This window comes from Streptomyces sp. NPDC093094 (assembly GCF_044754345.1).
Lineage (GTDB): Bacteria > Actinomycetota > Actinomycetes > Streptomycetales > Streptomycetaceae > Streptomyces.
The window spans coordinates 1-18,188 of sequence record NZ_JBIVOX010000005.1; the positions used below are offsets into that span (position 1 = coordinate 1).

An 18,188-nucleotide genomic window follows, 5' to 3' on the forward strand; every position below is an offset into this window, starting at 1 on the left:
GCGCTGCGGTCCGCGCCGCGCTGCGGTCCGCGCCGCGCTGCGGTCCGCGCCGCGCTGCGGTCCGCGCCGCGCTGCGGTCCGCGCCGCGCTGCGGTCCGCGCCGCGCTGCGGTACGGCGCGGACCGCGGTACGGCGCGGACCGCGGTGCGGCCGCCTCCGCTCAGGACGCCGTGACCAGCGGGGCGTTGTCGCGCCACTTGAGCATCTTGTCGAAGCTCACCACCGCCCCGCCCCGGCCCGGCTTGTTGCCGATGTGGACGTGGTCGGCGAGCTCCTCGATCAGACACAGACCCCGGCCGTGCTCGGCGTCCGTACGGGCGGGCCGCGCCGCCGCGGAACGGGCGAAGCCCGGACCCGAGTCGGCGACCTCGATACGGCACTTCTCGCCGTCGAGGTACGCGGTCACCCGGTACGCCTCCGTGCCGCCCGCCGCGGTGCCGCCGCCGTGCTCGACGGCGTTGGCGCATGCCTCGGTGAGGGCGACGGACAGGTCGTAGGAGACATCGGGATCCACCCCCGCGGTCTCCATGGTGCCGAGCAGCAGGCGCCGCGCGAGCGGGACGCTCGCGGCCTCGCGCCGCAAATGGAGTGACCACCAGATGCTCATGCTCCAGCCTCCCGGCCGCGGCTCGACATACCGATACCTATTGCCACGAGTGCCCGAACGTAAGCGTCCATTCAGCGTGATGCCGCCCATATGGGGGATGTGCCTCGGGTGCCATTCGGTGTATGTGGGACAGGACCGTCGTGTGGGGACCAGTCCGGCCAGAGGATGCCCTTCCGGATCGTACGGAACCTTGCGGACCTGCCGTACGGCGGTCGCCGGGCCAGTGCGATGATGGGCCCGCCATGTCTGCCCCCCATGCACGCGCGACGCGCTCCGGAGCTCGTCTGCGGATCCTGCGGGCCGCGGTGTTCGCCGCGGTCTGTGTCGTGCTGTCCGGGGCCGGACACACTCTCGCCTCCTGCGCCGCCGTACCGCTGTGGTCGCTCGGCGCGGGCTTCCTGGCCGTGCTCGCGGTGGCGGCTCCGCTCGCCGGGCGCGAGCGCTCGCTGCCGGGGATCGCGGCCGTGCTGACAGCCGGACAGGCGGTGCTGCACACCCTGTTCGGGCTGGGGCAGCACGGCACGGCGGCCATGACGGCGCCCGCGGCGGACGACAGCGCGCTGGTAGAGCGGGCCGCACGGCTCGTGTGCGGGACCACCGCGGCCGCGCTCAGTCCCGTCCAGGCCCAGCGCATCCTCGCCGACGCCCGGCTGCTCCCCTCGGGAGGCACCGGCGCGCATCACCCCGCGGACGCGCTGTCCACCACGGCGGGCTCCCCGGCGGCCCTGCTGCCCTCGCTGCCGATGCTGCTCGGTCACGCCCTCGCGGCACTCGCCGTCGGCTGGCTGCTGCGTCACGGCGACCTGGCCCTGCTGCGGCTGGTCCGGCTGTCGGCGCACGGTGTCGCGGAGGGGGCGCTCGTACGTTCTCTGCGCGGGGCGCTCGCGCTGGTGCGCGCCCTGCGGGCCGGGCTCCCGGCCGCTCCCGCGGCGGGCCCGCGTCCGGCACGCGCGGCTCTGCTCGCGCCTCCCGAGCCCCGTACCACCGCACTCCAGCACACGGTGATCCGGCGCGGGCCACCCGCCGCCGTGCTCGTCCTCGCCGCCTGACGCGACCGCACCGCTCCGCTCCGGGATCCACGGGATCCGGCGGGAGGGCCGGCCGCCGTCGTGCGGCCCGCGCGTGTGCGCGCCTGCGTCCGGGATTTCTTCGTTCCGGTCATGACCTCCGGTCACCTGCGCGCGCTCGTGTCCCTCTTCCTCACCGGACCACCGTTCTCACTCGAAGTGGAGTGCTTCCTCGCATGAAGGTTTCCCGTATCGCCGCCGCCGGTGCCGTCGCCGGTTCCGCCGTCCTCGCCCTGGCCGCTCCCGCGCTCGCGCACGTCAGCGTCCAGCCGGAGGGCACGGCCGCCAAGGGCGGCTACGCGGTCGTCGACTTCAAGGTCCCCAACGAGCGCGACAACGCCTCGACCACCAAGCTCGAGGTCAGCTTCCCGGCCGAGCACCCGCTGTCCTCGGTGATGCCCGAGCCGCTCACCGGCTGGGACATCGAGGTCACCAAGGCCAAGCTGGCCAAGCCGCTGGAGGTGCACGGGCGGCAGATCACCGAGGCCGTCACCAAGGTGACCTGGACCGCGAAGAACGGCGGCATCAAGCCGGGCTTCTTCCAGAAGTTCCCGGTCAACATCGGCGCGCTGCCCGAGGACGCCGACGAGCTGGTCTTCAAGGCGATCCAGACGTACTCCAACAAGGACGTCGTGCGCTGGATCGAGGTCCAGGAGGGCGAGGAGGAGCCGGAGAACCCGGCTCCGGTGCTCGCCCTGGCCGCCGCCGAGGAGGGCGGCCACCACGGCGCGGGCGCGTCCTCGGCCGAGCCGTCCGCCGAGGCGTCCGACGACGCCGACCAGGCCGCGGCCCACACCTCGGCCTCCGCCGAGGACGCCTCGCAGGACAGCACCGACACCACCGCCCGCGTCCTCGGCATCGTGGGCATCGTCGTCGGCGCGGCCGGTGTCGCCTACGGCGTGCTGGCCGGGCGCCGGCGCTCCGCCTGACGCATCCACCTCGGCGGGCGCCGGGACACGTCAGGTCCCGGCGCCCGCCGGAGCACTCACCTCCGGGACATCCCTCCATGCTCTCCATGCGCAAGAAGAAGTTCGCCGCGGCCGCGCTGCTCGCCGCCGCCTCGCTGACCCTGTCCGCCTGCGGCGGCGGGACCGGGGACAGCGGCTCGGCCGTCTCCGTGGTCTCCGAGGACCCTGCCGCGGCCAAGGCCGCCACCGTCCTCGACAAGCCCTTCGAGAAGCCGGACCTGGTGCTGACCGACACCACCGGCAAGAAGTACGACCTCCGCGAGGCGACCGCGGGCAGGCCGACACTGATCTACTTCGGCTACACCAACTGCCCCGACGTCTGCCCCCTGACGATGAACAACATCGCCGTCGCCAAGAAGTCGCTGTCCAGGGCCGAGCAGGACGCGCTGCGGATCGTGTTCGTCACCACCGACCCCGAGCGCGACACCCCCGAGGCGCTCGGCAAGTGGCTCAAGGGCATCGACCCCCAGGTCGTCGGCCTCGGCGGCGACTTCGCCACCATCCAGGCCGGCGCCCGCACCCTCGGCATCTCCATCGAGGCGCCGAAGAAGGAGAAGGGCAAGGTCGTCTCCATGCACGGCACCCAGGTCGTCGCCTTCTCCCCGAAGACCGACGCCGGGTACGTCCTCTACGGCGAGGACGCGACCGTCGAGGACTACACCCGGGACCTGCCGAAGCTGATCAAGGGGGAGAAGCCGTGAGGCGCTTCTCCGCGACGGCGGCGATACGGCCTCTGGTGCTGGTGACGGCCGGCACGCTCGCCCTGGCCGGCTGCGGCGGCGACGAGCCCGCCGGACCCGACCTGTCCGTCAGCGGGGCCTACATGCCCCAGCCGGTCTCGGACATGGCGGCGGGCTTCCTGACCGTCACCAACAAGGGTGACGAGGACGCCGAGCTGACCTCCGTCACCAGTGACCTCGGCGAGGTCACCGTCCACGAGACCGAGGGACAGGCCATGCGGGAAGTCTCCTCCCTCGACGTGCCCGCCCACGGCGCGCTCGTCCTGGAGAGCGGCGGCAGCCACCTGATGTTCGAACAGCTCGCGCAGAAGCCGCGGGAGGGCCAGACCGTCTCCGTCACGCTGCACTTCACCGGCCTCGACCCCGTCGAGGTCGACCTGCCGGTCAAGGCGGCCACCTACCGCCCCACGTCCGGCAACTGAAGGAGGGACCACCTTGACGCAGTCCACCGCCCCCCGCGTCCGCACGCTGGTGCTGCTGCTCCTGGCCGTCGCCGGCGCGCTCCTGGCCGGTGCGGCACCGGCCTCCGCGCACGCCGCGCTCACCGGCAGCGACCCCCGGCAGGGGGCGGTGGTCGACCGGGCCCCGCAGCAGGTCTCGCTGACCTTCTCCGAGACCGTCTCCCTGTCCGACGACTCGCTGCGCGTGTTCGACCCCAAGGGCAAGCGCGCCGACACCGGCGGGTCCACGGGCTCCGGCGGCACGACGTACGCCGTGAAGCTGCACTCCGGACTGCCCGACGGCACGTACACGGTGACCTACCAGGTCGTCTCCGCCGACAGCCATCCCGTCTCCGGCGCCTTCACCTTCTCCGTCGGCGCACCCTCCTCGACGTCCGTCTCCCTCGACCAGCAGGCCGCGGGAGACGGACCGGTCGGGCGGCTCTACGGGTTCGCGCGCTACATGTCGTACGCCGGGTTCATCGTGCTGGTCGGCGGCTGCGCGTTCGTGCTGGCCTGCTGGCAGCGCGGCGCAGGGGTGCGGGCGGTGCAGCGGCTGGTCGTCTCCGGCTGGGTCGCGCTGACCGCGGCCACGCTGGCGCTGCTGCTGCTGCGGGGCTCGTACACGACGTCGTCGAGGTTCGCGGACGTCTTCGATCTGGAGCTGCTCGGGCAGGTGCTCCAGACCAAGACCGGGGCGGCCCTGGTCTCGCGGCTGCTGCTGCTCGCGGCGGGGGCGCTGTTCATCGCGGTGCTGTTCGGGGCGTTCGACCGGCGCGAGGAGGACGAGAAGCGGGACCTGGTGTTCGGGCTCGCGGTCGGCGGCGGAGTCGTGGCCGCCGGGCTCGCCGCGAGCTGGGCGATGGCCGAGCACGCCTCCACCGGGCTGCAGCCGGGCATCGCCATGCCGGTCGACATCGTCCACATGCTGGCCGTGGCCCTGTGGCTCGGCGGGCTGGGCACGCTGCTCGTCGCGCTGTACGGGGCCCCGGTGGAGACCCCGCTGGACACCACCGCCGTACGCCGCTTCTCGCAGGTCGCCTTCGGCAGCGTGCTCGCGCTGGTCGCGACCGGCGTCTACCAGAGCTGGCGGCAGGTCGGCTCCTGGTCCGCGCTGACGGGCACGCGCTACGGACAGCTGCTGCTGATCAAGATCGGGCTCGTGGCGCTGCTGGTCGGCGTCGCCTGGATCTCGCGCCGGTGGACCTCGCGGCTGGCCGACACGACGGTGGCGCAGGCCGGCGGGAAGACCTCGGTGGAGGCGGCCGTCGGCGCGAAGGCGGGGGCCGGGGCGGCGTCCGGGACCGAGTCCGGGGTCGGGGCTGAGACGGCGTCCGGGGCGGCGTCCGGCGCGAAGGCCGGGGTGAGGACGAAGGGCTCGGAGGCCGAAGACGGCGCGGAGGCCGGAGCCACCGACGCGTCCGGCACCACCGGCACCACCGACGCCTCCGGGGGCGACGAGGGCACCGGGAGCGACGCACGAGCCGCCCAGCTCGCACGGCAGCGGGCCGCCGCGGAGGCCGCGCGGCGCAAGCAGGCCCGTGACGCCGACCCGCAGCGTCTCGGGCTGCGGCGCTCGGTGCTCGTCGAGGCGGCCGTCGCCGTCGTGGTGCTCGCCGTGACCACGATGCTGACGTCGACCGAGCCGGGCCGGACCGAGGAGGAGGCCAGGGCCGCCACCTCGGCATCGGCCTCGGACGCGGACTCGTCGACCGGCGCCCTCACCCTGGACATGCCGTTCGACACCGGCGGCGAGGACGGCAGGGGCGTCGTCCGCCTCGATCTCGACCCGGCCCAGGTCGGCGGCAACGAGATGCACCTCTATGTCGAACGGCCCAACGGCCGCGCCTTCGACGTCCCCGAGGTGAAGGTCTCGTTCACCCTCGACGCCAAGGACATCGGGCCGCTGCCCGTCGTCCCGGACCGCATCACCACCGGACACTGGGCGGCGAACGGGGTGCAGATCCCGATGGCCGGCGACTGGAAGATCGCCGTGACCGTGCGCACCTCCGACATCGACCAGGTGACCGTCGACAAGAACGCGAAGATCGGCTGAACCCCATGGCTGACCAGTCCCTTCCCGAGACACGCCAGGAACGCCGGGCCCAGGGGGCCGGAACCTCCGCGGAGGCGTCCGGCGGCCCTGCTCCGGCGGGCCCGGCCCGCGAGGGCGTCTCCCGGCGTGCCCTGCTCGCCACCGCCGGGGCGACCGGACTCGTGCTCGGCGCGGCGGGCGGTGCCGCCGGCTACGCGGCCGCTCCCTCCCCGGCGACGCCGCTGGCCTCGGTGGGCACCGGCCGGGCGATGTTTCACGGGAAACATCAGCCCGGCATCACCGACGCCCTCCAGTCCCGCGGCCATCTCGTCGCCTTCGACCTGGCTCCCGGCGCCGGCCGCAAGGAGGCCGCCGCTCTGCTGCGCCGCTGGTCGCGGACGGCCCGGCGGCTGATGGCCGGGGAGCCCGCGGACCACGAGGACACGGGCATCGCGCTGGACGCCGGCCCGTCCTCCCTGACGGTCACCTTCGGCTTCGGACACAGCTTCTTCGGCCGGACCGGCCTGGAGAAGCAGCGCCCGGTGTCGCTGGACCCGCTGCCCGACTTCTCCTCCGACCAGCTGGACAAGGCCCGCAGCAACGGCGACCTCTGGGTGCAGATCGGCGCCGACGACGCACTGGTCGCCTTCCACGCCCTGCGCGCGATCCAGAAGGACGCGGGCGCCGCGGCCCGGGTGCGCTGGCAGATGAACGGCTTCAACCGGTCGCCGGGCGCCACCGCACACCCCATGACCGCCCGCAATCTCATGGGCCAGGTGGACGGCACCCGCAACCCGAAGCCGTCCGAGCCGGACTTCGACGGACGGGTCTTCGTCCCGGCCTCGGGCTCCCGGGACCCCGCGTGGATGGCGAACGGCTCCTACGCCGTCGTACGCCGTATCCGCATGCTCCTGGACGACTGGGAGGAACTGTCCGCGAAGGACCAGGAGGACGTCATCGGGCGCCGCAAGGCGGACGGGGCTCCGCTGTCGGGCGGCTCGGAGACGACCGAGATGGACCTGGAGAAGACCGACGCCGCGGGCGACCTGGTGGTGCCGATCGACGCGCACGCGCGGATCAGCCGGCCCGACCAGAACGGCGGCGCGGCGATGCTGCGGCGGCCCTTCTCCTTCCACGACGGCATCGGCGCGGACGGGGTGCCGGACGCGGGGCTGCTGTTCATCTGCTGGCAGGCGGATCCGCTGCGCGGCTTCGTCCCGGTGCAGCGCAAGCTGGACCGTGGCGACGCCCTGTCACGGTTCGTCCGGCACGAGGCGAGCGGGCTGTTCGCGGTGCCGGGCGGGGCGGCCGAGGGCGAGTACGTGGGGCAGCGGCTCCTGGAGAGCTGACGCTTCAAACCACCCTCAGGGGTGATCATGGCGAGACGGGACCGCCCGGGCTCTTTGCGGCCATTAGGGTGAGGACATGCCAGCGAGCTATGCGTATCTCGGTCCCGAGGGCACTTTCACCGAAGTCGCCCTGCGCACGCTCCCGGAGACGGCGACCCGGGAGCTGGTCCCCTATGTGTCCGTGCAGTCCGCGCTGGACGCGGTGCGCACCGGGGAGGCCGAAGCGGCGTTCGTGCCGATCGAGAACTCCGTCGAGGGCGGCATCACCACCACCCTGGACGAACTGGTCGCGGGTGCGCCGCTGATGATCTACCGCGAGGTGCTGCTGTCGATCACCTTCGCGCTGCTGGTCCGCCCCGGCACCGAGCTGTCGGAGATCAAGACGGTCTCCGCCCACCCGGCCGCCCAGCCCCAGGTGCGCAACTGGCTGAAGAAGCACCTCCCGGACGCCCGCTGGGAGTCGGCAGCGTCGAACGCGGACGCCGCCCGGCTGGTCCAGGAAGGCCGCTACGACGCCGCCTTCGCGGGTGAGTTCGCCGCGGCCCGGTACGGGCTGGAGGCCCTGGAGACCGAGATCCACGACGCGGAGAACGCCCAGACCCGGTTCGTGCTGGTGGGCCGGCCCGCCCGGCCCGCCGCGCCGACCGGGGCCGACAAGACGTCCGTGGTGCTGTGGCAGCGCGACGACCATCCCGGCGGTCTGCGCGATCTGCTCGGCGAGTTCGCCACGCGCGGTATCAACCTGATGCTGCTGCAGTCCCGCCCGACCGGAGCAGGCATCGGCAACTACTGCTTCTGCATCGACGCCGAGGGGCACATCTCCGACCGCCGGGTCGCCGATGCCCTGAGGGGGCTGAAGCGGATCTGCCTGGAGGTGCGCTACCTCGGTTCGTACCCGCGCGCGGACCTGGGCGTGGAGGACGTGAGCGCTCCCCGGAGAGGCACGTCGGACGAGGAGTTCGTCGCGGCGGCCGACTGGGTGGCCCGCTGCCAGGACGGCCGCTTCTAGGCTGCCTGCACGTCCGTCTCCAGGCTGCCGGGGCGACCGTCTCCGGGCTGCCTGGACGGCCGCGGCCGGAGCGGTCGCCGACAGGCGGTTTCCCGCCCATCACACCCGTCGTACCTGCTGATCTTCGTTATCCACAGAAGTTATCCACAGGTCCGCTTCTCGACCTGTGCACAAGTCGACAACGAGCACCACGCAGTCGACAAATCACCCTGAGTGGATCAAGGTCGGCCACCAGGGCGTAAGTCACCCTTCGTCCACTCGTTTCCTTTGATCAATCCTTTGGGGCGACGCATTTCCACTCGAAGGTGGACTCGAAGAAGGTTTACCCAGGGAATCGCAGGGGGCGATCGAGCCTTCCGGAGTGGTCGATTCCGAAATCCACAGATCTTCCTCACAGGCTGTGGATAACCCTGAGCGACTGTGGATCCCTGTGGACAACGGGCGGACAGGGGCGATCCAAGTCCCTTTTTCCGCAAGGGAATCAGGTCAACAGAGCGCCGGGCGCATGCCCCGTCCCAGGGAGTGAGACACTTTTTATTGACACGCTCTGACACCCACTGACACGCACGGCAATTCCCCCATAACGGTACGTAAGCCATGGTTCGGAATAGTGAGTCGTGAGCCGTCATCCGTCACCGGTAGCCTTGAGCACGTGATTGACCTTCGCCTGCTCCGTGAGGACCCCGACCGTGTGCGCGCGTCCCAGCGCGCCCGTGGAGAGGACGTCGCGCTCGTCGACTCTCTCCTGTCTGCCGACGAGCGGCGCAGGTCGTCCGGCGTCCGCTTCGACGAACTCCGCGCCGAGCAGAAGGCGCTCGGCAAGCTGATCCCCCGGGCCACGCCCGAGGAGCGCGCGGAGCTCCTGCAGAAGGCCGAGCAGCTCAAGACCGACGTGAAGGCCGCCGAGGCCGCGCAGAACGAGGCCGACGAGGAGACCAGGCGTCTCGTGCTCGCCCTCGGCAACCTCGTGCACCCCGACGTCCCGGTCGGCGGCGAGGAGGACTTCACCGTCCTGGAGACGCACGGCACCATCCGCGACTTCGCCGCCGAGGGCTTCGAGCCCAGGGACCACCTGGAGCTCGGCGAGGCGCTGGGCGCCATCGACGTCGAGCGCGGCGCCAAGGTGTCCGGCTCGCGCTTCTACTACCTCACCGGCGTCGGCGCCCTGCTGGAGCTGGCGCTGGTCAACGCGGCGATCGCCCAGGCCACCGAGGCCGGGTTCATCCCGATGCTGACCCCCGCCCTGGTCCGCCCGCGCGCCATGGAGGGCACCGGCTTCCTCGGCCAGGCCGCGGAGAACGTGTACCACCTGGAGAAGGACGACTACTACCTGGTCGGCACCTCCGAGGTCCCGCTCGCCGCGTACCACATGGACGAGATCATCGACGCCGGCCAGTTGCCGCTGCGCTACGCGGGCTTCTCCCCGTGCTTCCGCCGCGAGGCCGGTACCTACGGCAAGGACACGCGGGGCATCTTCCGTGTGCATCAGTTCGACAAGGTCGAGATGTTCTCGTACGTCGCTCCCGAGGACGCCGAGAACGAGCACAAGCGGCTCCTGGAGTGGGAGAAGCAGTGGCTCACCGCCCTCGAACTGCCCTTCCAGGTGATCGACGTCGCCTCGGGTGACCTGGGTTCCTCCGCCTCCCGCAAGTTCGACTGCGAGGCGTGGATCCCGACCCAGGGCAAGTACCGCGAGCTGACCTCCGCCTCGAACTGCGACAGCTTCCAGGCCCGCCGGCTGTCGGTTCGACTGCGGGACGGCAAGCAGGTCAAGCCGCTGGCCACGCTCAACGGCACCCTGTGCGCCGTGCCGCGCACCATCGTCGCGCTGCTGGAGAACCACCAGCAGGCCGACGGCTCGGTGCGGGTGCCCGAGATGCTGCGGCCCTACCTCGGCGGCCGCGAGCTGCTGGAGCCGGTAGCCAAGTGACCAGCGGGTTCCCCTACCGGCTCGTCGCCACCGACCTCGACGGAACGCTTCTGCGGTCCGACGAGTCGGTCTCCGAGCGCACCCGTGAGGCGCTCGCCGCGGTCACCGCGGCGGGCGCCGCCCACATCGTCGTGACGGGACGTGCCGTCCCATGGACCCGGCACATCCTCGACGCCCTCGACTACCGGGGCCTCGCGGTCTGCGGACAGGGCGCGCAGGTCTACGACGCCGGGTCGCACCGGCTGCTGACCTCGGTCACCCTGGACCGGCAGCTGGCCGGGGTCGCCCTCGCGAAGATCGAGGCCGAGGTCGGTCCGCTGTATCTCGCCGCGAGCCGGGACGGCCTGGAGGGCGAGGTGCTGGTGGGTCCGGGCTACGCGCTCACCGGCGCGCTGCCGGCCACACCGTTCACCGAGGCGTCCGACCTGTGGTCGGCCCCGCTGAACAAGATCTACATACAGCATCCGCAGCTGTCCGACGACGAGCTGGCGGAGGCGTCCCGGCAGGCGGCCGGGGGGTTCGTCAGCGTCGCGATGGCGGGCCAGGGCATCGTGGAGCTGCTGCCGCTCGGCCTGTCCAAGGCGACGGGGCTGTCCCTGGCGGCCCGCCGGCTCGGGATCAAGGCGGCGCAGACGATCGCCTTCGGCGACATGCCCAACGACATTCCGATGTTCGCCTGGGCCGCGCGGGGTGTGGCGATGGCCAACGCGCACGAGCAGCTGAAGGCCGTCGCCGACGAGGTGACGGGTTCGAACGAGGAGGACGGCATCGCGGTCGTCCTGGAGCGTCTGCTGGGCTGACGCCACCTCAGGGGTACGGGTGGTGAAGGCCGTTCGCGCCCCTGGGACATCTCGCCCGCGGCGTCTCGTGTCTTGCGGAGGATGCACGGATCGAACGTGCGCGGAGTTGCCCCCGACCTCGGCTCAGCAAGCCGGTGCCTTGCCTCTCGGCCAATCCTCCGGGTGGGCGGCCCACGCGAGAGCGACATCGCGTGCTCGAAGCGGCCGCCCCGGGCAGTCGTACGGTCGGCTCGACGGTGGGGTAACTACACCGGAGCCTGCCGCCGGCTGCCCTGACGGGAGCTCGGCGTACTGCCGTGCATGGGCATCGCCGGGCTCCTCTCCCAGACCGTGGCACCGGGCCGTGTGAACGCCCGGACTGACGCGACCAGTCTGCCGGGCCGGGGAGTCGGCCGCCACCGAATAAAACAGGCGTGCGACCGCGCCCAGGATCTCCGGACCGGTCCTAGCGGCGGCGCCACTTCCGTCTGCGGGCCTTGCCGAAGAACCAGCCCGCCGGGGGCTCGTCGGAGCGCCAGGGCTGGGGTTCGGGCTGCTCACGGCTCCAGCGGGCGGCGAGCATACGGGCGCGGGCGGACGGCTCGCTGGTCTCGGCGGCACGGACGAAGTCCTCGTCCAGGACGAGGCCGTCCCAGGCGTCCTCGGACCGTCCGCGCTCTTCCTGCTGCGCCATCCGCTTCCTCCTCGCTGCGCATCCCCTCGGCCCAGTGTGCCCGGGCCGAGGTGAAGCCCCTGTCAGTAAGCGCGGTGTCGGGGGTGACTGTGCGTCACTCCTCGCCCGCGAGGGTCAGCGTCCGCAGCTTCCGCCCGGCGTACCAGGTGGCGAGCACGGTCACCGCGATCAGCAGCACCGTGGCCGTCGTCAGTCCGACGTCGGAGGTGACCAGTTCGCCCCCGGCGACCTTGTGGGCCACGGCCAGCGACCACTGCTGGACGCTGAGGGTGCGCGCGCCGGGCACCAGGGAGCCGAACAGTGCCTCCCAGACGAGCGCGTAGACGAGCCCGAAGACCACCGCGTGCCGCGAGACCGTGCCCAGCAGCAGGAACAGGGCGGCGTAGGCGATGGAGGAGACCAGTGCGGCGACCGTGTAGGCGACGGCGATCTGCTGGCCGTTGCCGTTGAGGATGAACCCGGCGACGAACGTCGGCAGCGCGGAGAACACCATCGTCACCGCGACGGCCACGAACAGCTTGGTGGAGATGATCGTGGAGCGTTTCACCGGCTTGGACAGCAGATAGACGACGGAGCCGTCGTCGATCTCCGGGCCGATCGCCCCGGTGCCGGCGATGACGCCGATGATCGGCACCATGGTGGCGAGCGCGAGCCCGCCCAGCAGGTCGGACGCGGTCTGGTCGTCGGCTCCGGCCAGGCCGCGCACCACCACGGAGATGGCGATGAGCAGCAGCGGCAGCGCGCCGAGGATGAGGGCCCGGCGACGGCCGAGCAGGGCCCGGTAGGTGAGTCGGGCGACTGTGGGGTCGTACATCTTCGGCCTCCTACGCCGCGACGAGATACGAGAAGACGGACTCCAGGGACTCGTCGGACGGCGAGACCGTCAGCAGCCGGATGCCGTTGTCCCGGGCCACCTTCGGCAGCAGGGCCGTGAACCGGCCGAAGTCGACGGCCTGGATGCGCAGGGCACCCTCGGCGAGGTCGACCTCGATGCCGGCGGTGGACGGGTCGGCGATCAGCGCGGCCGCGAGGGCGCGGTCGTCGCTGGAGCGCACCAGATAGCGGTGCGGCCGGTCGGTCATCAGACGGCGGATCTTGCGGAAGTCCCCGCTGGCGGCGTGCCTCCCGGCGACGACGACCTCGATGTGCCAGGCGAGCTGCTCGACCTCCTCCAGGATGTGGGAGGAGAACAGCACGGTGCGGCCCTCGTCGCCCATGCGGCGCAGCAGGTCCATCAGCTGCATGCGCTGGCGCGGGTCCATGCCGTTGAAGGGCTCGTCCAGCAGGAGCAGCGAGGGGTCGTGGACGAGGGCGCTGGCCATCTTCACGCGCTGGCGCATGCCCTTGGAGTACGTGGCGATCTTGCGGTCCTGGGCGTACTCCATCTCGACCGTGGCGAGCGCCTTCTGGGCGGCCTTGTCGCCGAGGCCGTGCAGTTCGGCGTTGGCGACGACGAATTCGCGGCCGGTGAGGAAGTCGTACATCGCCTCGCGCTCGGGGACGATGCCGATGTGCCGGTAGATGGACTCGTTGCGCCACACCGGCTGTCCGTCGAGGGTGACCGTGCCGGTGGAGGGGGCGAGGAAGCCGCCCATCATGTTGATGAGGGTGGACTTGCCGGCGCCGTTGGGGCCGAGGAGGCCCGTGACGCCGGGGCCGATGGTCATGGTGACGTCGTTGACGGCGACCACGTTGCCGAACCAGCGGGAGACATGGTCGATGCTGAGTGTGGTCACAGTCCCACCTTCCGGTAGCGGCGCATCAGAAGGCCGTAGCTCGCGGCGATCAGGCCGAGGGTGACGAGGACGTAGACGGCGCCCTCGCCGTTCGACGGTGCCACCCCTCCGGGGAACGTCGAGGTGGCCCCGAGGAAGGCCGACTGCACGCCGTCGATCAGGGTGACCGGGGAGAACAGGCCGATCCAGGCGATCGCGCCGGTGCTGTCCTGGAGCTCGGCGATGCCCTGGAGGGCGGAGACGGCTCCGTAGGAGATGGTGAGGACGGCGATCACGGCCGCGATGCCGAAACCGCGGCGCGGGGTGACGGACGCGATCACCAGGCTCAGCCCGGCGAACAGCAGCGAGAGCAGTGCCACGGACATGAGTCCCTGAGCGAACCCCTTGGTCTGGTCGGTGAAGTCGAGCTTGGCGAGCAGCGCGCCGACGTAGAGCACCAGCAGCGGGGCCGCGGTGAGGATGAACAGCGCGGAGGCCAGGGCCGCGTACTTGGCGCGGACGTAGTCGGCGGTCTCGATGGGCCGCGAGAAGTACAGCGGGACCGTCTTGAAGCGCAGGTCGCGGGAGACGGACTGGGGCGCCTGCGCGGCGACGTACAGGCTGATGACGGCCTGCATGATGATCGCGTAGCGCGTGTAGTCGACGGGGAGTTCCTTGGCCTTGGTGGCGACCGCGACGGCGACCATGATGGCCGCGGGCACGCACATCACCACGAACAGCAGCATCGGCAGGACCTTGGACTTCACCGAGCGGCCGAGGCCGTAGGCGCCGCGCAGGGACTGCGAGTACAGGGAACGGGTCGCGTAGGCGCGGCCGAGACGGGGGCCGTCGTAGCTGCGGTAGCCGATGTTGTGGATGCGGGTCTGGTCGCCCGCCGCGGTCACGGGGTGCTCAACGGCCATGGCCGACGGCCTCCTTCCGCTGCTCGTCGCTCTCCTCGCCGGTGGTGCCGAACACCTCGGCGATGTGGTGCCTGCGCTGTTCCATGCGCACGAGGCCGAGGCCCAGGTCGGCGACGGTGTCGCGGACCACGTCGTAGGTCTCCTCGCCCTGCGCGGTCAGCAGCAGGAGATGGCCGGCGCCGGGCAGACCGCTGCCGTCCTGGACGGTGATCCCGCGCGCGTGGAGCGCCTCGCGGACCGCGCGGGTGCCGTCGGGGTGCTCGTCGGTGTCGGTGACCTCGATGGCGAGGGTGGTGGTGGTCTGGGTGAAGTCGGTGGTGGAGCTGGAGCGCAGGAGCTTGCCGCCGTCGACGACGACGACGTGGTCGCAGGTGCGTTCCAGTTCGCCCAGGAGGTGCGAGGTGACCAGGACCGAGATGCCGAAGTCGGTGTGGATGCGGCGGATCAGGCCGAGCATGTCGTCACGGCCGACCGGGTCCAGGCCGTTGGTCGGCTCGTCGAGGAAGACCAGCTGCGGGTCGTGCACGAGGGCCTGGGCCAGCTTGACGCGCTGCTTCATGCCGGTGGAGTAGCCGCCGATGGGGCGGTAGCGCTCCTCGTACAGCCCGACATGGCGCAGGGTGTCCGCGGTGCGTTCGCGCGCGGCGGTGGGCGGCAGGCCGGACATGCGCGCCATGTGGACGACGAACTCGGTGGCCGAGACGTCGGGCGGCAGGCAGTCGTGCTCCGGCATGTAGCCGACCCGCTCGCGGATGGCGGCACCCTCGGTGGCGATGTCGAGGCCGAGCACGCTCGCTCGGCCCTCGGACGCCGGGGACAGACCCAGCAGGATCTTGATCAGGGTGGACTTGCCGGCGCCGTTGGCCCCGACGAGTCCGGTCACACCGGGTCCGATGTCCACGGACAGCCGGTCGAGCGCGGTCACCCGGGGGAACCGCTTGCTCAGGCTTTCGGTCACGATCACAGTCACGCATCCGACAGTAGTGACGCGGGCCACGCCGGTCGTCAGACTCCAGAGCCGTCTTGGCATCACCCTGGAGTCGTACGGGGCCTTAAGGGTCCCCCTGAGGTCGGGCCCCGCAACCGGGTCCGTCCAGCCCGCGACCGCCCTATTGACGCCGACTCTAACAAGGTGCGAGATTCGGCCTTGTCAAGTTACGGACACGTACCGCAGTCGGCGGTAACCGGGTGGACGGGGCGGCATGACGACGGCAGTGGCAGGCAGGAACTCCACGGAGCTGCACGGATTCAGGACGGTGCAGCGACTGGCCTACGCGTGCGCGGAGGCGGTGGCCGCCCGCCTCGCGCCCGGTGTCACCGAGCGTGAGGCGGCACGCATGCAGCGGGAGTGGCTGCGGGAGCGGGGGGTGAAGGACTGGTTCCATCTGCCCTTCGCCTGGTTCGGCGACCGGACGGCGTTCGCGGGCTTCCGCATCCCCCTCCAGTTCTTCCCCACCGACCGGGCGCTGGAGCCGGGGATGCCCTTCATCCTCGACATGGCCCCGGTGTACGAGGGTCACACCGCGGACATCGGCTACTCGGGCTCGCTCGGCCCCAACCCTCTGCAGGACCGGCTGATGGACGACCTCCGGGCGCACCGGGAGCTGATCCTGCGCGAGGTGCGCGAGCGGCGTCCGCTGCGCGAGATCTACGAGGACGTGGACCGGCTCATGGTCCGCCAGGGCTACGCCAACCGGCACCGCGCCTATCCCTTCGGGGTGATCGCGCACAAGGTCGGCCGGGTCACGCCCCGGCGTTTCTCGCCGCATCTCTTCGGCTTCGGCACGCAGTCGCTGAAGGGCCTCGTGTCGGACGCGCTGCACGGGCACCGCGAGGGATGGTCGCCGCTGTGGTCGCCGTACCGGTTCTCCGACCATCCGCCGCAGCCGGGCCTGTGGGCGGTCGAGCCGCATCTCGGGTTCCGGGGCACGGGCGCGAAGTTCGAGGAGATCCTCGTCGTCACCGACTCGCGGGACCCCGGGGAGAGCGCCTTCTGGCTGGACGACGATCTGCCGCACGTGCGGCGCTGGGCGAAGGAGAAGTGACCATGCTCAAGGGCGCGCGCGAGCGCCGGGTGGCGACCGGCGGGGTGGAGCTGTGCGTCGCCGAACTGGGCGACCCCGAGCAGCCGACGGTGGTGCTCGTGCACGGCTACCCGGACAGCAAGGAGGTGTGGTCCGAGGTCGCGCCGCGTCTCGCCGACCGCTTCCACGTCGTGCTGTACGACGTGCGCGGACACGGCCGCTCCAGCGCGCCGCAGCCGCTGCGCGGCGGGTTCACGCTGGAGAAGCTGACCGACGACTTCCTGGCCGTCGCGGACGCGGTGAGCCCGGACCGGCCGGTGCACCTGGTCGGACACGACTGGGGCTCGGTGCAGTCCTGGGAGTTCGTCACGGTCGCGCGCACCGAGGGACGCATAGCCTCCTTCACCTCGATGTCCGGCCCTTCGCTCGACCACTTCGGCCACTGGATCAACAGCCGTCTCCGGCGTCCGACCCCGCGCCGGGTCGGCCAGCTCCTCGGCCAGGGCGCCAAGTCCTGGTACGTCTATCTGCTGCACACGCCGGTGCTGCCCGAACTGGCCTGGCGCGGGCCCCTCGGCAAGCTCTGGCCGGGCGTCCTGGAGCGGCTCGAACGGGTGGCCTCGGACGGCTATCCGACCCCGTCGCTGCCCCAGGACGCGGCCCGGGGCGCCTGGCTGTACCGGGACAACGTGCGCGCACGGCTGCGCAGGCCACGCCCGGACGCCCACGCCCACGCGCCCGTGCAGCTGATCACGCCGCTCGGCGACGCCTTCCTCTCGGAACGGCTCCACGACGATCTGGAGCAGTGGGTTCCGCAGCTCACCCGCCGCACCCTGCCGGCCAGGCACTGGGTCCCCCGAACCCGGCCCGACCAGCTCGCCTCCTGGATCACCGAGTTCGTCCACGGGATCGAGGGCGGCCACACGAAGTCCCCTGCCACGGGGCGGCACTTCGACCGGTTCGGCGGTCAGCTCGTGCTGGTCACCGGCGCGGGCAGCGGGATCGGACGGGCCACGGCGTTCGCGTTCGCCGAGTCCGGCGCACGGGTGATCGCCGTCGACCGGGACGCCGAGAGCGCCGCGCGGACCGCCGAACTGGCCCGGCTCGTCGGCGCGTCCGACGCCTGGGCCGAGACGGTCGACGTCTCCGACGCCCAGGCCATGGAGAAACTCGCCGACAAGGTCGCCAGGGAGTACGGCGTCCTCGACGTCCTGGTGAACAACGCCGGCATCGGTCTGTCCGGCTCCTTCTTCGACACCGCACCGGAGGACTGGAAGAAGGTCCTGGACGTCAACTTGTGGGGTGTCATCCACGGTTGCCGTCTCTTCGGACGGCAGATGGCCGAGCGCGGGCAGGGCGGCCACATCGTGAACACGGCGTCCGCGGCGGCCTTCCAGCCCTCGCGCGCCCTGCCCGCCTACAGCACCTCGAAGGCGGCGGTGCTGATGCTCAGCGAGTGCCTGCGAGCCGAACTCGCCGAACAGGGCATCGGGGTGAGCGCCATCTGTCCCGGTCTGGTGAACACCGGCATCACCTCCACGGCACGGTTCGTCGGTGTCGACGGGGAGGAGGAGAAGCGGCGCCGGCAGAGCTCCTCGCGTCTGTACGGCCGGCGCAACTACCCTCCGGAGAAGGTCGCCGAGGCGATCCTGCGCGCCGTGATCCACGACGAGGCGGTCGTACCGGTGACCCCCGAGGCACACGGTGCGTACGTCCTGTCCCGTTTCGCGCCGAGGGTGTTGAGGCGGCTGGCGCGCATGCAGCCGCGTCTGTAGGACTCAACGGCTGCCGCGGAACGAGCTGTTCGCCAAGCAACCTTCATATGCGCCATGGTTGAACAAGTCGCCCATATGGAAAGGCGGTTGTCCACAGTCACGCCAAATCGCCTGTGGATAACCGCCGTTGCTG

At 71.5% G+C, this 18,188-nt stretch carries 17 protein-coding genes and 1 tRNA gene; 11 read left to right on the forward strand and 7 right to left on the reverse strand.

The features are described 5' to 3' along the window. Window positions 1-160: 160 nt before the first annotated feature. Entirely contained in the window at window positions 161-607 is a 447-nt protein-coding gene (locus ACIQGV_RS11110) for an ATP-binding protein (protein WP_402493212.1), read from the reverse strand. 242 nt (window positions 608-849) lie between these two features. Between ACIQGV_RS11110 and ACIQGV_RS11115 the strand changes: the two genes are divergently transcribed. From ACIQGV_RS11115 to ACIQGV_RS11155, 9 genes are all read left to right on the forward strand, one after another. After that, window positions 850-1,656 carry a hypothetical protein gene (locus tag ACIQGV_RS11115; RefSeq protein WP_402493214.1) on the forward strand — a complete coding sequence of 269 codons (807 nt, stop codon included), beginning with the start codon at window positions 850-852 and terminating at the stop codon, window positions 1,654-1,656. A gap of 194 nt (window positions 1,657-1,850) precedes the next feature. Then, a complete protein-coding gene (locus ACIQGV_RS11120) occupies window positions 1,851-2,603 on the forward strand; it encodes a YcnI family protein (protein ID WP_402493216.1) in 753 nt (250 codons plus the stop codon). A gap of 86 nt (window positions 2,604-2,689) precedes the next feature. Next, on the forward strand, window positions 2,690-3,343 hold the full coding sequence (locus ACIQGV_RS11125) for an SCO family protein (RefSeq protein ID WP_402493218.1): 654 nt from the start codon (window positions 2,690-2,692) through the stop codon (window positions 3,341-3,343). Continuing rightward, window positions 3,340-3,804 carry a copper chaperone PCu(A)C gene (locus ACIQGV_RS11130; RefSeq protein ID WP_402493220.1) on the forward strand — a complete coding sequence of 155 codons (465 nt, stop codon included), beginning with the start codon at window positions 3,340-3,342 and terminating at the stop codon, window positions 3,802-3,804. The genes ACIQGV_RS11125 and ACIQGV_RS11130 overlap by 4 nt, the downstream gene beginning before the upstream one ends. A gap of 13 nt (window positions 3,805-3,817) precedes the next feature. Then, the gene (locus ACIQGV_RS11135) at window positions 3,818-5,878 is read left to right on the forward strand and encodes a copper resistance CopC/CopD family protein (RefSeq protein ID WP_402493222.1); all 2,061 of its coding nucleotides are present in this window, start codon (window positions 3,818-3,820) and stop codon (window positions 5,876-5,878) included. A gap of 5 nt (window positions 5,879-5,883) precedes the next feature. Beyond that, on the forward strand, window positions 5,884-7,206 hold the full coding sequence (gene efeB, locus ACIQGV_RS11140) for an iron uptake transporter deferrochelatase/peroxidase subunit (protein WP_402493224.1): 1,323 nt from the start codon (window positions 5,884-5,886) through the stop codon (window positions 7,204-7,206). Between the two features lie 76 nt (window positions 7,207-7,282). After that, window positions 7,283-8,215: a prephenate dehydratase gene (gene pheA / locus ACIQGV_RS11145; RefSeq protein ID WP_402493226.1), complete on the forward strand. Its 933-nt coding sequence runs from the start codon at window positions 7,283-7,285 to the stop codon at window positions 8,213-8,215. A 652-nt stretch (window positions 8,216-8,867) separates the two neighbouring features. Further along, window positions 8,868-10,145, forward strand: a complete 1,278-nt coding sequence (gene serS, locus ACIQGV_RS11150) for a serine--tRNA ligase (protein ID WP_402493228.1) — start codon at window positions 8,868-8,870, stop codon at window positions 10,143-10,145. Further along, on the forward strand, window positions 10,142-10,945 hold the full coding sequence (locus tag ACIQGV_RS11155; protein WP_402493230.1) for an HAD family hydrolase: 804 nt from the start codon (window positions 10,142-10,144) through the stop codon (window positions 10,943-10,945). Before serS ends, ACIQGV_RS11155 begins: the two co-directional genes overlap by 4 nt. A 75-nt stretch (window positions 10,946-11,020) precedes the next feature. On the opposite strand, the gene ACIQGV_RS11160 is transcribed toward ACIQGV_RS11155, so the two are convergent. The 6 genes from ACIQGV_RS11160 to ACIQGV_RS11185 form a co-directional block, all read right to left on the reverse strand. Further along, a tRNA-Ser gene (locus ACIQGV_RS11160) sits at window positions 11,021-11,105 on the reverse strand. A 285-nt stretch (window positions 11,106-11,390) separates the two neighbouring features. Further along, on the reverse strand, window positions 11,391-11,618 hold the full coding sequence (locus ACIQGV_RS11165; protein ID WP_402493232.1) for a hypothetical protein: 228 nt from the start codon (window positions 11,616-11,618) through the stop codon (window positions 11,391-11,393). 94 nt (window positions 11,619-11,712) lie between these two features. Beyond that, window positions 11,713-12,432: an ABC transporter permease subunit gene (locus ACIQGV_RS11170; protein ID WP_402493234.1), complete on the reverse strand. Its 720-nt coding sequence runs from the start codon at window positions 12,430-12,432 to the stop codon at window positions 11,713-11,715. 10 nt (window positions 12,433-12,442) lie between these two features. Then, entirely contained in the window at window positions 12,443-13,354 is a 912-nt protein-coding gene (locus ACIQGV_RS11175; RefSeq protein WP_402493236.1) for an ABC transporter ATP-binding protein, read from the reverse strand. After that, window positions 13,351-14,256 (reverse strand): ABC transporter permease, encoded by a 906-nt coding sequence (locus tag ACIQGV_RS11180; protein WP_402493238.1) that lies wholly within the window; start codon window positions 14,254-14,256, stop codon window positions 13,351-13,353. The genes ACIQGV_RS11175 and ACIQGV_RS11180 overlap by 4 nt, the downstream gene beginning before the upstream one ends. Beyond that, window positions 14,246-15,220, reverse strand: coding sequence for an ABC transporter ATP-binding protein (locus ACIQGV_RS11185; protein WP_402494099.1), 975 nt, complete (start codon window positions 15,218-15,220; stop codon window positions 14,246-14,248). The genes ACIQGV_RS11180 and ACIQGV_RS11185 overlap by 11 nt, the downstream gene beginning before the upstream one ends. Before the next feature lie 238 nt (window positions 15,221-15,458). Between ACIQGV_RS11185 and ACIQGV_RS11190 the strand changes: the two genes are divergently transcribed. Both ACIQGV_RS11190 and ACIQGV_RS11195 read left to right on the forward strand, forming a co-directional pair. Further along, entirely contained in the window at window positions 15,459-16,301 is an 843-nt protein-coding gene (locus ACIQGV_RS11190; RefSeq protein WP_402493240.1) for a M24 family metallopeptidase, read from the forward strand. After that, entirely contained in the window at window positions 16,298-18,055 is a 1,758-nt protein-coding gene (locus ACIQGV_RS11195) for an SDR family oxidoreductase (protein WP_402493242.1), read from the forward strand. The genes ACIQGV_RS11190 and ACIQGV_RS11195 overlap by 4 nt, the downstream gene beginning before the upstream one ends. The last annotated feature ends 133 nt before the right edge of the window (window positions 18,056-18,188 follow it).